This is a genomic window from Streptomyces rubrogriseus, assembly GCF_027947575.1.
In the GTDB taxonomy this organism is placed as follows: Bacteria; Actinomycetota; Actinomycetes; order Streptomycetales; family Streptomycetaceae; genus Streptomyces; species Streptomyces rubrogriseus.
Map to the genome: position 1 here is coordinate 1,525,913 of NZ_CP116256.1, position 13,482 is coordinate 1,539,394.

Sequence of the window (13,482 nt, forward strand, 5' to 3'; positions counted from 1 at the left end):
CTCTAGTTGTCGAGGCCCTCGCGGGCCAGGCGGACCAGCTCCGCGACGTCCATGTCGTCGATCTGGTCGAGGTCGGCCTCCGCGGATCCGGCGGCGTCCGCTTCCTCGGGAACCGGGCCCGGCTCGGGCGCGGGGCTCTGCTCGGGGAAGAGCTGCGAGCCGAGCAGCTCCGCCAGCGCCTCCGGCGACGGGTGGTCGAAGACGAGGGTGGCCGGGAGCCGGAGACCGGTGCGGCGGCTCAGGCGGTTGCGCAGCTCCACCGAGGTGAGTGAGGTGAAGCCCAGGTCCTTGAACCCGCGACGCACGTCGACGGCCTGCGGCGAGGCGTGGTCGAGGACCGTCGCGGCCTCCGCCCGCACCAGCGCCAGCAGTTCCTTCAGCCGGTCCGCCGGACTCAGCGGTGCCAGCCGCTCGGCCAGGGTGGCCGGGGCGGCGGAGACCGCCGCCGTCGTCCCCGAGGCCGCCGCCGGCAGGGCCCGGCCGCGCACCAGTCGGCGCAGCACGGGCGGTACGTCGGCACCCCGGGCGCGCAGTGCCGCGGCGTCCAGCCGCGCCACCACCAGCTGGGGCTCGTCCACCTGGAGGGCCGCGTCGAACAGCTCCACGCCCAGCCGGGGAGCGATCGCCGTCATACCGGTACTGCGGGCCAGCCGCGCCCGGTCCTCCTCGCTCAGAGCGGCCTCCATGCCACCCTCGGCCCACAGTCCCCAGTCCAGCGACACCGCGGGCAGACCCTGGGCCCTGCGATGCCGGGCCAGAGCGTCGAGGAACACGTTGGCGGCCGCGTAATTGGCCTGGCCGGGCCCCCCGACCAGACCCTGCACGGAGGAGAACAGCACGAAGGCGGACAGCTCGTGGTCCCGGGTCAGCCGGTGGAGGTTCCACGCGGCGTCGGCCTTGGGGCGCAGTACGTCGTCCAGGCGCGACCCGTCCAGGCTCTCCAGCAGTCCGTCGGCGAGCACGCCGGCGGTGTGCACGACGCCGGTGAGCGGACGGTCGTCCGGGACTCCGGCCAGCAGCTCGGCCAGCGCCTCGGGATCGGCCGCGTCACAGGCCTCCACGGAGACCCGCGCGCCGAGCGCCTCCAACTCGGCCCGCAGCGAGGCTGCTCCGGGTGCGTCCGCTCCCCGACGGCTGGTCAGGACGAAACTGCGGACGCCGTGCCGGGTGGCCAGGTGACGAGCCGTCAGTGCGCCCAGGGCGCCGGTGCCACCGGTGATCAGTACGGTGCCGTCCGGATCCCATCGCACGGACACCGACCCGTCCCGCGCGCCGCCCGCCCCGACCCGGGCCAGCCGCGGTGCCAGGAACTCGTCGTCTCTGACCGCCAGTTGGGGTTCCTGGGTCAGCAGTGCCCCGCCCAGTCCGCCGGGCAGCGGCCCTTCGCGGTCCAGGTCGAGCAGCGCGAACAGATCGGGATGCTCCGACTGGGCCGAGCGGACCAGCCCCCACAGCCCCGCGTGCGCGAGATCGGCGACGTCCGTGTCCCGGCCCGCCGCGACGGCGCCCCGGGTGACCACCACCAGCCGGGCGTCGGCCAGCCGCTCGTCGGCGAGCCAGGTCTGCGCGACCTCCAGCATCCGGCGGGCGGCCGCCCGGACCGCCGCGCCGTCCACCGGCTCGTCCGGCTCGCCGATCAGGGGGACGAACACCAGGTCGGGCCGTTCGCCCCCGTCCGCCACCGCCTTGCTCACGGCGGCCAGGTCCGGGTGCGCGGACACCGTGTGCCCGGCCCGGCCGGCGGCCCTGGCCAGCTCGGGCAGCTGCGGGCCCACCACCGCCCAGCGTTCCGCCGGTACCGCGGCGGGACGGGTGACGGGCGTCCAGTCCAGCCGGAACAGCGCGTCCTGCTCGGCGCCCCCGGCGGCGGCGAGCCGGTCCGCGGACACCGGCCGCCGGGACAGGGAGGCGACGGTCGCCACCGGGTTGCCGTCGGTGTCCGTCACGTGCAGCGCCACCGCGTTCTCCCCGGCCCGCGAGATCCGGACCCGGACCGCGGCCGCTCCGCCGGCGTGGAACCGGACGCCGGAGAAGACGAAGGGGAGCTGCGTCCGCCCGGTGCGCGGCAGCACACCCAGCTCCACTGCGTGCAGCGCCGCGTCCAGCAGGGCCGGGTGGAGCCCGAACCGGGCGGCGTCCTCGCCCAGGCCCTCGGGCAGGGCCAGTTCCGCGAAGACCTCCTCGCCCAGGCGCCACGCCTTGCGCAGGCCCTGGAAGGCAGGACCGTACGCGTATCCGCTGCGGGCCAGTTCCTCGTACCAGCCCTCCAGGGGCACGGCCTCGGCGCCCCGGGGCGGCCACTCGGCCGCATCGGCCGCCGGCTCCGGGTCGGCCGCCTCGGCCAGGGTGCCGCCTGCATGGCGCGTCCACGCCGTGTCCGGCGGCGCGTCGGCGGGGCGGGCGTACACGCCGACCGATCGCCTGCCGTCCTGGTCGGGCTCCTTCACGGCGACCTGTATGTGCACGCCGCCCTCGGCGGGCAGCACCAGCGGCGCCTCCAGCGCCAGCTCCTCCAGCAGGTCGCTCCCGGCCTGGCGGCCCGCGTGCAGCGCCAGTTCGACGAAGCCGGTGCCCGGGAACAGGGTGGTGCCGAGCGCGGCGTGGTCCGCCAGCCACGCGTCGGTGTCCTGACCGAGCCGACCGGTCACCACCAGCCCGTCACCACCGGCGAGCTGCAGGCTCGCGCCGAGCAACGCATGATCGGCGCCGGCGAGTCCCAGCCCGTCGGGCTCGGCACTCTGACGCGGGGGGCTGATCCAGTAGGGGTGGTGTTGGAAGGGGTAGGTGGGGAGGGGGTGGTGGGGGTGGGGGGAGGGTGGGGGTGAAGGTGATGGGGTGGCCGTGGGTCCAGGCGTGGGTGAGGTTGGTGAGGAGTTGGTGGGGTCCGTTGGTGTTGCGGCGGAGGGTGGTGAGGGTGTGGATGGGGGTGTTGTGGTGGTGGGCGGTGTTTTCGATGTGGTGGGTGAGGACGGGGTGGGGGGAGGGTTCGAGGTAGGTGGTGTGTCCGTCGTTGAGGAGTTGGGTGATGGTGGGGTGGAAGGCGACGGGTTGGCGGGCGTTGTTGTACCAGTGGTGGGGGTGAGGTTGGTGCCGGGGGTGGGGTGGGTGGTGGTGGTGGAGTAGAGGGGGTGTGGGTGGGTTGGGGGTGAGGTGGTTGAGGTCGTTGAGGATGTGGTGTTTGAGGGGTTCGAGGGCGGGGCTGTGGCTGGGGACGGTGGCGGGGATGAGGTGGGCGCGGGTTCCTTGTTGGCGGAGGGTGTTGATGAGGGTGTGGAGTTGGTGGGTGGGGCTGAGCGATGTTGGTGGTGGTGGGGCTGTTGGTGCTTAAGCGATGTGGAGGTTGGGGTGGTGGGTGAGGTGGGGGGTGAGTTGTTGGGGGGTGGCTTCGATGGTGGCGATGGCGCCGTGGCCGGTGAGGTGGGTGTGGAAGAGGTGGGAGCGGGTGGTGATGATGTGGGCTGCTTGTTGGAGGGTGAGGGCGCTAAGCGAGGTGGGCGGCGGTGATTTCGCCTTGGGAGTGGCCGGTGTAGGCGTGGGGGGTGAGGCCGTGGGTGTGCCAGGTTTGGGCGAGTGCGGTGTTGATGGTGAAGAGGAGGGGTTGGAGGAGGTCGATGCGTTGGAGGAGTTCGGGTTGGTGGGTGGTGTTGCGGAGGGTTTGTTCGAGGTCGAAGGGGAGGTGGGGTTGGAGGGTGTGGGTGATGGTGTGGAAGTGGTGGGCGTAGGGGGGGTAGTGGTCGAGGAGGTCGAGGGTCATGCCGGGCCATTGGCTGCCTTGTCCGGGGAGGACGAAGACGAGGGGGCCGGGGGGTTGGTGGGTGGTGTGTTGGGTGAGGTTGGGGTGGGGTTGGTCGTTGGTGAGGGCGGTGAGGGTGGTGAGGAGTTCGTGGTGGGTGGTGGCGATGATGGCGGCGCGGTGGGGGTGGTGGGTGCGTTCGGTTGCGAGGGTGCGGGCGATGGCGGGGAGGGGGTGTGGGGGTGTTGGGTGAGGTGGTGGTGGAGGCGTTGGGCTTGGGCGTGTAGGGCGGGTTCGGTTCTGGCGGAGAGGAGGAAGGGGAGGGGGGTGGGTGTTTCGGTGGGTGTGGGGGTGGTGGGCCGGTCGGCCACCCGCAACACCCCGGCCGACTCCACCGGTGCCCGGGAGTGGGCTTCTTCTGCTTCGGGGGTGTGTTCGGGTGCTTCTTCGATGATGGCGTGGGCGTTGGTGCCGCTGATACCGAAGGCGGAGATGCCGGCGCGGCGGGGGCGGTCGGGGCGTGCGAGCCAGGGGTGTGTTTCGGTGAGCAGGCGGACGTGGCCGCTGTCCCAGTCGACCATCGGGGTGGGTTCGTCGACGTGCAGGGTCTTGGGGAGTTGCTCGTGTCGTAGGGCCTGCACCATTTTGATGAGGCCGGCGACGCCGGCGGCTGCCTGGGTGTGGCCGAGGTTGGATTTGACGGAGCCGAGCCAGAGGGGTTGACCGTCGGGTCGGTTCTGGCCGTAGGTGGCCAGGAGGGCCTGGGCTTCGATGGGGTCGCCGAGGCGGGTGCCGGTGCCGTGGGCTTCGACGGCGTCGATGTCGGCGGGGGTGAGGCGGGCGTTGGCGAGGGCCTGGCGGATGACGCGTTGCTGGGAGGGTCCGTTGGGTGCGGTGAGTCCGTTGCTGGCGCCGTCCTGGTTGACGGCGGTGCCGCGGACGACGGCCAGGACGCGGTGTCCGTTGCGGCGGGCGTCGCTCAGACGCTCCAGGACCAGCATGCCGGCCCCCTCGGCCCAGCCCGTGCCGTCGGCCCGGGACGAGAAGGCCTTGCACCGGCCGTCGGCGGACAGGGCCCGCTGCCGGGTGAGTTCGATGAAGATCCCCGGTGTCGGCATCACCGTGACCCCGCCGGCCAGGGCCAGCGAGGACTCCCCGCGGCGCAGCGACTGGCAGGCCAGGTGCACGGCCGTCAGGGACGCCGAGCAGGCGGTGTCCACCGTCAGCGCGGGCCCTTCCAGACCCAGCGCGTAGGAGATGCGCCCGGACGCCACGCTGGGCGTGCTGCCGGTCATCAGATAGCCCTCGGTGGTCGCCGTGCCCTGGTCGAGACGGGGCCCGTAGTCCTGGAAGGTCGCGCCGACGAACACCCCCGTCGCCGAGCCCGCGAGGTCGGCCGGGACGATGCCGGCGTTCTCCAGGGCCTCCCAGGAGGTCTCCAGCAGCACCCGCTGCTGCGGGTCCATCGCGGCGGCCTCGCGCGGGGAGATGCCGAAGAACTCCGCGTCGAAGCCCGCCACGTCCCGCAGGAACCCGCCCTCGCGCACGTAGTGCTTGCCCGGCTGCTCGCCCTCCGGGTCGTACAGGCCGGCCACGTCCCAGCCGCGGTCCGTGGGGAAGGGCCCGATGCGTTCCTCCCCCGCGGCGAGGACCTGCCACAGCTCCTCCGGCGAACCGATGCCGCCGGGGAAGCGGCAGGCCATGCTCACGACGGCGATCGGCTCGTCCGCGTCGGCGGCCACCGGCCGCGGGCCGTCCGACCCGGTGCCGTCGGCCTCCGCGTCGCCGAGCAGGTCGGCCCGCAGCCGCCTGATCACCGCCTCCGGCGTCGGGTGGTCGTACACCAGAGTCGTCGGCAGACTCATCCCGGTGGCGGCCCCGAGCCGGTTGCGCAACTCGACCCCCGCCAGGGAGTCGAAGCCCAGCTCCTTGAACGGACGGCCGAGGTCCAGGGTCTCCGGCCGTTCCTCCTCCAGGACTCCCGCCACCTCGGCCCGCACCAGGTCCGGCAGCTCCGCGGCGAGGTCCGCGCGGCGCGCGTCCCGCTCCGCCTCGCCGCGGGCCCCGCCGACCGCGGACGGTGCGGCGGCGTCCGGTTCGCGGCGGCGGGTCAGCACCCGGCCCGAGCGCAGCGCGAGTTCACCCGCCTCGGAGCGCAGCGCCTTCGTCAGGGGGCGCAGCGACTCGCCGGCCGGCCCCAGGTCGAGCAGGGACAACCGGCCCGGATGCCGAGGCAGCAACGCGCGGACCGCCTCCCAGACCTCGGCCGGTGCGGGGCCGGGAGCCTCGTCCCAGGGAACGGCGACGACCGCGCCCCGGGTCACCACGGTCAGCCGACGGGAGCCGAACCCTTCGTCCTCCAGCCAGGAGCGCACCAGTTCGGCCGTCCCGGCGGCGTCGGCCCCGTCCGGTGCCAGGGGCAGCAGCACGTGCGAGGGCTGCCGGGCGCCGCTCTCGACCACGCCGCGCAGCGCGTCCGGACCCGAATGCAGTTCGACGCCCGACCCGACACCGGTCAGCGCCGGACCCAGACCGAACGGGTCCGGGCCCACCACGGCCCAGGCGGTGCCCACGAACCCGTCCGCGGGCTCGGGGGCGTCCTCGGAGAGCACGGTCCAGTCGGGCCCCGCGGGCGGGACCGCACCGGCCAGCCAGTGCGAGGAACGCTGGAAGGCGTACGTGGGCAACGGCGCACGCGAGGTCGCCGCGCCCGCGACCTCGTCGAGTACCCTCTCCCAGTCCCAGTCCACGCCGTGCGCGTGCAACTCGGCGAGCGCGGTGAGCAGCGTCGGCACGCTCTCCCGGCCGGCCCGCTGCGTGGCGGTGAAGACGGAGCCCTCCCGCCGGGCGCTGTCCCGGCCCATGGCGGTGAGCACCGCGTCCGGGCCGACCTCGACGAAGGCCGTCACCCCCTCCGCCTCCAGGCAACGGACGCCGTCGAGGAAGCGCACCGCCTCCCGGGCGTGCCGCACCCAGTAGTCGGCCGTGGCGATCTCGGCCGGGTCGGCCACGGTGCCGGTCAGGTTGGACACCACGGGGATGCGGGGCGTGCCGTAGTCCAGACCGGCGGCGATCTCGCGGAACTCCGCCAGCACGGGCTCCATCAGCGGCGAGTGGAAGGCGTGGCTGACCTTGAGACGCCGGGTCTTGCGGCCCCGTTCGCGCCACTGGGCCAACACGGCCGTGACGGCTTCCTCGTCCCCGGAGATCACGGTCGAGTCGGGGGAGTTGACCGCGGCCACCACGACGCGGCCGTCATGGACCGCCACGGCCGGGAGCAGTTCCTCCTCGCTCGCCTGGACCGCCGCCATCGCGCCGCCGCCGGGAAGTCGCTGCATCAGGCGGCCGCGGGCGGCCACCAGGGCGCAGGCGTCCGACAGGGAGAGCACACCGCCGACATGGGCCGCGACCAGCTCGCCGACCGAGTGGCCGAGGAGCAGGTCCGGCCGCACCCCCCAGCTCTCCAGCAGACGGAACAGAGCCGTCTCGAAGGCGAACAGCGCGGGCTGGGTGCAACCCGTCTGGTCCAGCAGAGCGCTCCGGTCGCCGTCCCCGCCGTCCCCGCCGTCCTCGGGGGCGAGCAGCAGGTCGCGCAGCGGGCGTTCGACCGCGCTCTCCAACTCGGCGCACACCGCGTCGAAGCTCCGCGCGAACACCGGGAAGCGCCGGTGCAGTTCCCGCGCCATGCCGAGCCGTTGACTGCCCTGGCCGGTGAAGAGAAAGGCGGTGCGGCCGCCCGCCGTCTGCCCGACGGCACCGGCGGCCGGCCGGCGGCCGTTCGCCACCTGCCGCAGAGCCGTCTCCAGCCCGGCCCGGTCGCGCGGGAGGAGCACCGCCCGGTGCGGGAAGGCCGTCCTGGTGCGGGCCAGGGCGTGGCCGAGTTCGCCCAGCTCCAGCTCCGGGTGTTCCCCGAGGTGGTCCAGCAGCCGCTGGGCCTGGTCCCGCAACGCGTCCGTGCCACGGGCCGACAGAGGCACCGGAACGCGTTCGGGGGCGGTCGTGGGACGCGCCGGCACCGGCGCGTCCGTGCCCCGTTCCCGCGGCCAGGCGGACAGAACCAGGTGGCAGTTGGTGCCGCCCATGCCGAAGGAACTGACGCCGGCGAGCAACGGTGCGTCCTCCGGACCGTCCTCCAGTTCGGTCGGCGCCACGTTGACGCGCAGGCCGAGCCGGTCCAGAGGGATGCGCGGGTTGGGGGTGCGGAAGTTGAGGCTGGGCACCAGCGTCCGCTCGCGCAGACACAGCACGGCCTTGATCAGACCGGCCACCCCGGCGGCCCCCTCCAGGTGGCCGATGTTGGTCTTCACGGAGCCGACCAGCAGCGGGTGCGCGGCGTCGCGGCCCTGGCCGAGCACCGCACCGAGGGCGTCCGCCTCGACCGGGTCGCCGACCGGTGTGCCGGTGCCGTGCAGTTCCACGAACCGGACCCGGCCCGGTGCGACGCCGCTGCGGCGGTAGGCCTCGCGCAGGACCTCGCGCTGCGCCTCGCCGTGCGGCGCGGTCAGGGTGTCGCCGCCACCGTCGTTGTTGACGGCGCCCCCCAGGACGACCGCGTGCACGGTGTCCCGGTCGGCGAGTGCCTGGCGCAGGGTCTTGAGGACGACGAGGCCCCCGCCCTCACCGCGGACGTAACCGTCGGCCCGCTCGTCGAAGGTGTGGGTGCGACCCCGCGGGGAGAGCGCGCCGAACCGCTCGCCGAGAGTGAAGCCCCCCGGCCCCAGGGCCAGGCTGACGCCACCCGCGAGCGCCACCGACGACGCGCCGCTCAGCAGGCTCTCGCAGGCCAGCTGCACGGCGACCAGGGAGGACGACTGGGCGCTGTCCAGCACCATGCTTGGCCCGCGCAGCCCCAGCGCGTAGGAGAGCCGGTTGGCGATCAGCGCCCGGCTGGTGCCGGTGATGCTGTGGTGCGTGACGGCCGCGGGTCCCAGGGTGTCCGAGAGCCGCGCGTAGTCGTCCCAGATCGCTCCGACGAAGACCCCCGCCGGGGTGCCGGACAGCCGTTCCGGCACGATGCCCGCGTGCTCCAGCGCCTCCCAGCCCAGTTCCAGCAGCAGGCGCTGCTGCGGATCCATCGCGGCCGCCTCGCGTGCGGGGATGCCGAAGAACTCGGCGTCGAAACCGTCGATCCGGTCCAGGAACCCGCCGCGCAGCGGCTGCCCCGCGGTCGGGGCGCCGGCCGCGGACAGCCACGGTCGGTCGGCCGGTGGCTCCCCGACGGCCTCCCGGCCCTCGGTCAGCAGTTTCCAGAACTCCGCGGGGCCGGCCGCCCCGGGGAAGCGGCAGGAGAGGCCGACGACGGCGACGGCCCGGTCCGGTATGTCCAGCGGTATGGACCGTGCGGCTCCGGATTGGTTCGACATGGTGGTGCGCTCCTCCTGTTCGCCGGCCGGGTTCGGGTGCCGCCGCGGCGTCGGTGGTGGCTGGGGTGTGGTCCGGGCCCGGATCAGGTGTCGTAGGCGTAGAAGCCCTGTCCGGACTTCCTGCCGTGCCGACCGGTCTCGACCATGCGCATCAGCAGCGGGGGCGGCGCGTACAGGGGCTCCTTGAACTCCTGGTACAGCGCGGTGGCGACGTCCACGACCGTGTCCAGGCCCACCAGGTCGGCGAGCTTGAGGGGACCGAGCGGGTGCGAGCAGCCGAGGACCATGCCCCGGTCGATCACCTCCGGGGTCGCGAAGCCCGACTCGACCATCCGTACGGCCGACAGCAGGTACGGGATCAGCAGGGCGTTGATCACGAAGCCGCTGCGGTCCCCGGACCGGATCACCTGCTTGCCCAGCACGTCCTCGGCGAACCTCCGGGCCTGCTCGTGCACGGTCTCCTCGGTGTCGAGCGAGGAGATCAGCTCGACCAGGGGCATGGCCGGGACCGGACTGAAGAAGTGCGTGCCGATCACCTGGCCGGGGCGCGTGGTGGCCCGGCCGATGCGGGAGATGGGCAGGGAGGAGGTGTTGGTGGCCAGGATCGCCGCCGGGTCCTTCACGACCCGGTCGAGTGCGGCGAACAACTCCAGCTTCTCCTGCTCGTGTTCCCGGATGCTCTCCACCACGAGCTGGCGGTCCCGCAGGTCGTCCAGGTCGGTGGTGAAGGCCAGCCGCCGCAACGCGGCGTCGCGCTGCTCCCGCGAGAGCCGGCCCTTGCGCACACCGCGGTCGAGCGAGGCGGTGATCCGGTCGCGGCCCCGCTCGGCCGAGGCGGGCCGCGAGGCCACCACGGTCACCTGGCAGCCGGCCAGGGCGGACACCTCGGCGATGCCGGAGCCCATCAGCCCGCAGCCGATCACACCGATGCGTTCGACGGGTTCCTCGAGGCTCGTCGGGGGGAGGGGCCCGGAGACGGTGTCGGTCATGCCGCCACCGCCCAGCGCATCACGCACGCCCCCACGGCCATGCCGCCGCCGAAGCCGGCCAGCAGCACGAGGTCGCCCTGCCCGATCAGACCCGCCCGGTTCGCGTCGTCCAGGGTCAACGGGACCGAGGCACTGCCCACGTTGGCGTACTTCTCCACCGTCCGGTGGGTGCGGGCGATGCGCAGCCCCGTCGCGTCGGCGAGCTGATCCACCAGTACCCCGTTGGGCTGGTGCGGCACGAAGTGGTCGATCCGCTCGCCGTCCAGTCCGGCGGCGCCGACCAGGCGGGTCAGCACGGGCGGGACGTTCTCCAGGACGAAGTCGCGTACGCCCCGCCCGTCCATGCTGACGTAGTGCGCACCGGCGTCGACGGTCGCGTGCGAGGCCGGCAGGCGGCTGCCGCCGGCCTCGATGCGCAGCAGTTCGTGGGCGTCGCCGCGACTCGACAGATCCGAGGCGACGATGCCGTACCCCTCGGGTACCGCGCCGACCACGGCCGCCGCCGCGCCGTCGCCGAGCAGCACCGCGGTGCGCCGGTCGGCGAAGTTGGCGAAGCGGGAGTAGACCTCGGTGGAGATCACCAGAGCCAATGCCTGAGGCCGGCGCTGGAGCAACGCGCGGGCCAGTTCCAGGCCGTAGACGAACCCGCTGCACGCCACGCTGATGTCGAAGCAGGCCGCCTCGGACGCCCCGAGGGCGTTCTGCACGAGGCACGCGGTGGGCGGCTGCGGTGAGTCGCCGGTGCCGGTGGAGACGATGATGAAGTCGACGCGTCTGGCGTCGAGTCCGGCGCGGGCCAGCGCGTCCTCGGCCGCACGCGCTCCCAGGTCGGACGCGGCCTCGTCCGGCGCGGCCCAGTGGCGGCCGCGGATGTGCGTCTTGCGCTCGATCCACTCGGCGGTGGCCCCGACCCGCTGGGCCACTTCCTCGTTGCCGACTTCCTCCTTCGGTACGTACGAACCTGTCGCCAGGATGCCAACGGGTTGTCCGTTCACCTTCGTAACCGCCTTCCGACGGGTCGTGGGCTCAGCGAGCCAGTGCGGGGACGGGGGTGGCTCCGGCCTGCGTGCGCAGCGGGGAGAGGCGTTCCTCACCGATGCGGGCGCGCGTGGCCGGGTCGGTGACGCCGAGTCCGGGTTCGGGTGCGAGGCACAGGACGCCGACCTTGCCCGTGTGGAGGTTCTGCTGGACGCGCCGGGACGCCTCGCCGATCCGGTCCAGCGGATGCACCTCGGACAGCGCCGGCATCAGCCGGCCCATCTGGACCAGCCGGTTGCACTCCCACTGCTCCTGGAAGTTGGCGGAGTGACTGCCGATGATCCGCTTGAGGTTCATCCAGAGGTAGCGGTTGTCGTAGTGGTGCTGGTAGCCGGTGCTGGAGCCGCAGGTGACCACGGTTCCGCCGCGCCGGACCAGGAACACCGAGGTCGCGAAGGTGGCCCGGCCGATGAAGTCGAAGGCGATGTGCGGGTCCTCGCCGACCTCGCGGCGGATGATCCGGCCCAGCCGCTTGCCGTCCTCGATGGCCCGGCGGCCGGGGTCCCCGTCGGTGTCGCCGCCGTCACCCATGCCCAGCTCGGAGCGGTTGATGACGACGTCGCAGCCGAGCCGGCGCAGCAGGTCGGCCTTGGCCTCGGAGCTGACCACGCCGACGGGGATGCCGCCGCCGTTCTTGACCAGTTGGACGGCGAAGGCGCCGAGGCCGCCGGTGGCGCCCCAGATCAGCACGACGTCGCCCTGCTTGATCCGCGCCCCGTGCTCACTGACCAGCATCCGGTACGAGGTGGCCGCGCACAGGGGCACCGACGCGGCCTCCTCCCAGGTCAGGTGGGCCGCCTTGGGAAGGAGCTGGCTGGCCCGGACCACGGTGTAGTGGGCGAGGCCGCCGAAGTTGGTCTCGAAGCCCCAGATCCGCTGGTCCGCGCCGAGCATCCCGTCGGAGTGCGTGGCGGGCTCCTGGTCGTCCACGTGGGTGCAGGAGACGACCACGTGGTCGCCGGTGCGCCAGCGCCGTACGCCGTTGCCGGTGCGGACGATGACTCCGGCGGCGTCGGAGCCCATGACGTGGTACGGCTGGTCGTGCCGGGCGGCCCAGCCTCCCTGGCGGGCGTAGCGGCGCAGGAAGTCGAAGGTGGGCAGCGGTTCGAACGTCGCCGACCACACGGTGTTGTAGTTGACGGAGCTGGCCATCACGGCCACCAGGACCTCGTCCGGGGCGAGTTCGGGCATCGGCACGTCGCCTACGTGCAGGGTGCGCCGGACGTCCTTGTCCTCGACGCCGTCGAACACGCCGACGTCCTCGACCCGCAGGTGCGCGGCCGTGTAGCGGTCCGGCACCGGCTCGCGTTCCAGTACGTCGGCGTCCGCGCCCGCGAGCACGGCCTGGGCGAGGGAGTCGGTCATGCCGCCCACCTCACCAGGCAGGAGCCCAGCGACAGACCGCCGCCGAACGCGCTGATCAGGACGAGTTCGCCGGGTTTGAACCGGCCCGCCCGGTGGGCGTCGTCGAGCGTGATCGGAACCGACGCGCTGCCGACGTTGCCGTACTTCTCCACCGTGCGGTGGGTCCGGGCGTTGGTCAGACCGCTCACCGACAGGAGTCCTTCCAGCAGTACGCCGTTGCCCTGGTGCGGGACGAAGTGGTCGATGGCCTCCAGCGGTACTCCGGTCCGGTCCGCCAGCCTCTCCAGGGAGGGCGGCACGTCGCGCATGACGAAGTCGCGGACGCTGCGGCCGTCCATGCGGAAGTAGTGCTCGCCCGCGTCGACGGTCTGGTGCGAGGCGGGCAGCCGGCTGCCGCCGGCCTCCACGCGGATCATCTTGTGGTCCTCGCCCTGGCTGCGCAGGTCCACGCCGACGAACCCGTACGGTTCCTCGACCGGCCCGACCAGGGCCGCCCCCGCACCGTCCGCGAAGAGCACGGCGGTGCGGTGGTCGTCGAAGTCGAGGATGCGGGAGTAGACCTCGGCCGCCAGCACCAGGACCCGGCTCCCGGGGTGCAGGTTGATCAGGTCGGCGGCGAGGGCCAGGCCGTAGACGAACCCGCTGCACACCACGTTCAGGTCCAGGCACGCCGCCTTGTGCGCGCCGATCAGGTGCTGGACCAGGGTGGCGGTGGGGGGTGAGGGTGAGTCGCCGGTCGAGGTGGAGACGATGATGTAGTCGATGCTCTCGGCACCGACACCGGCCTGTTCCAGGGCGTTCTGCGCGGCACGGGCGGCGAGGTCGGAGGCGGCCTCGTGGGGGGCCGCGTAACGGCGGGTGCGGATCTTCGTCTTGCGCTCGATCCACTCGGCGGTGGTGCCGACCCGCTGGGCCACCTCCTCGTTGCCGATCTCGTCCTTGGGCAGGTAGGAGCCCGTCGAGAGGATGCCGACGGCGTTGGTCACGATTGGTA

General features: G+C 73.3%; 8 protein-coding genes. All 8 read right to left on the reverse strand.

The annotated features are described in order from the left end of the window. Positions 1-2: 2 nt before the first annotated feature. The gene (locus Sru02f_RS06590; protein ID WP_373103403.1) at positions 3-2,693 is read right to left on the reverse strand and encodes a type I polyketide synthase; all 2,691 of its coding nucleotides are present in this window, start codon (positions 2,691-2,693) and stop codon (positions 3-5) included. Further along, a complete protein-coding gene (locus Sru02f_RS06595) occupies positions 2,659-3,264 on the reverse strand; it encodes an acyltransferase domain-containing protein (protein ID WP_373103707.1) in 606 nt (201 codons plus the stop codon). The genes Sru02f_RS06590 and Sru02f_RS06595 overlap by 35 nt, the downstream gene beginning before the upstream one ends. Positions 3,265-3,481: 217 nt before the next feature. Next, positions 3,482-3,754, reverse strand: coding sequence for an acyltransferase domain-containing protein (locus Sru02f_RS06600; protein WP_373103405.1), 273 nt, complete (start codon positions 3,752-3,754; stop codon positions 3,482-3,484). Continuing rightward, the gene (locus Sru02f_RS06605) at positions 3,751-9,096 is read right to left on the reverse strand and encodes a type I polyketide synthase (RefSeq protein WP_373103408.1); all 5,346 of its coding nucleotides are present in this window, start codon (positions 9,094-9,096) and stop codon (positions 3,751-3,753) included. Before Sru02f_RS06605 ends, Sru02f_RS06600 begins: the two co-directional genes overlap by 4 nt. An 83-nt stretch (positions 9,097-9,179) precedes the next feature. Beyond that, positions 9,180-10,085: a 3-hydroxybutyryl-CoA dehydrogenase gene (locus tag Sru02f_RS06610; RefSeq protein ID WP_109031518.1), complete on the reverse strand. Its 906-nt coding sequence runs from the start codon at positions 10,083-10,085 to the stop codon at positions 9,180-9,182. Further along, positions 10,082-11,080 carry a 3-oxoacyl-ACP synthase III family protein gene (locus Sru02f_RS06615; RefSeq protein WP_109031519.1) on the reverse strand — a complete coding sequence of 333 codons (999 nt, stop codon included), beginning with the start codon at positions 11,078-11,080 and terminating at the stop codon, positions 10,082-10,084. Before Sru02f_RS06615 ends, Sru02f_RS06610 begins: the two co-directional genes overlap by 4 nt. A 31-nt stretch (positions 11,081-11,111) precedes the next feature. Further along, positions 11,112-12,488, reverse strand: coding sequence for a crotonyl-CoA carboxylase/reductase (gene ccrA / locus Sru02f_RS06620; protein WP_109031520.1), 1,377 nt, complete (start codon positions 12,486-12,488; stop codon positions 11,112-11,114). Then, entirely contained in the window at positions 12,485-13,474 is a 990-nt protein-coding gene (locus Sru02f_RS06625; RefSeq protein WP_109031521.1) for a 3-oxoacyl-ACP synthase III family protein, read from the reverse strand. Before Sru02f_RS06625 ends, ccrA begins: the two co-directional genes overlap by 4 nt. Positions 13,475-13,482 lie beyond the last annotated feature (8 nt).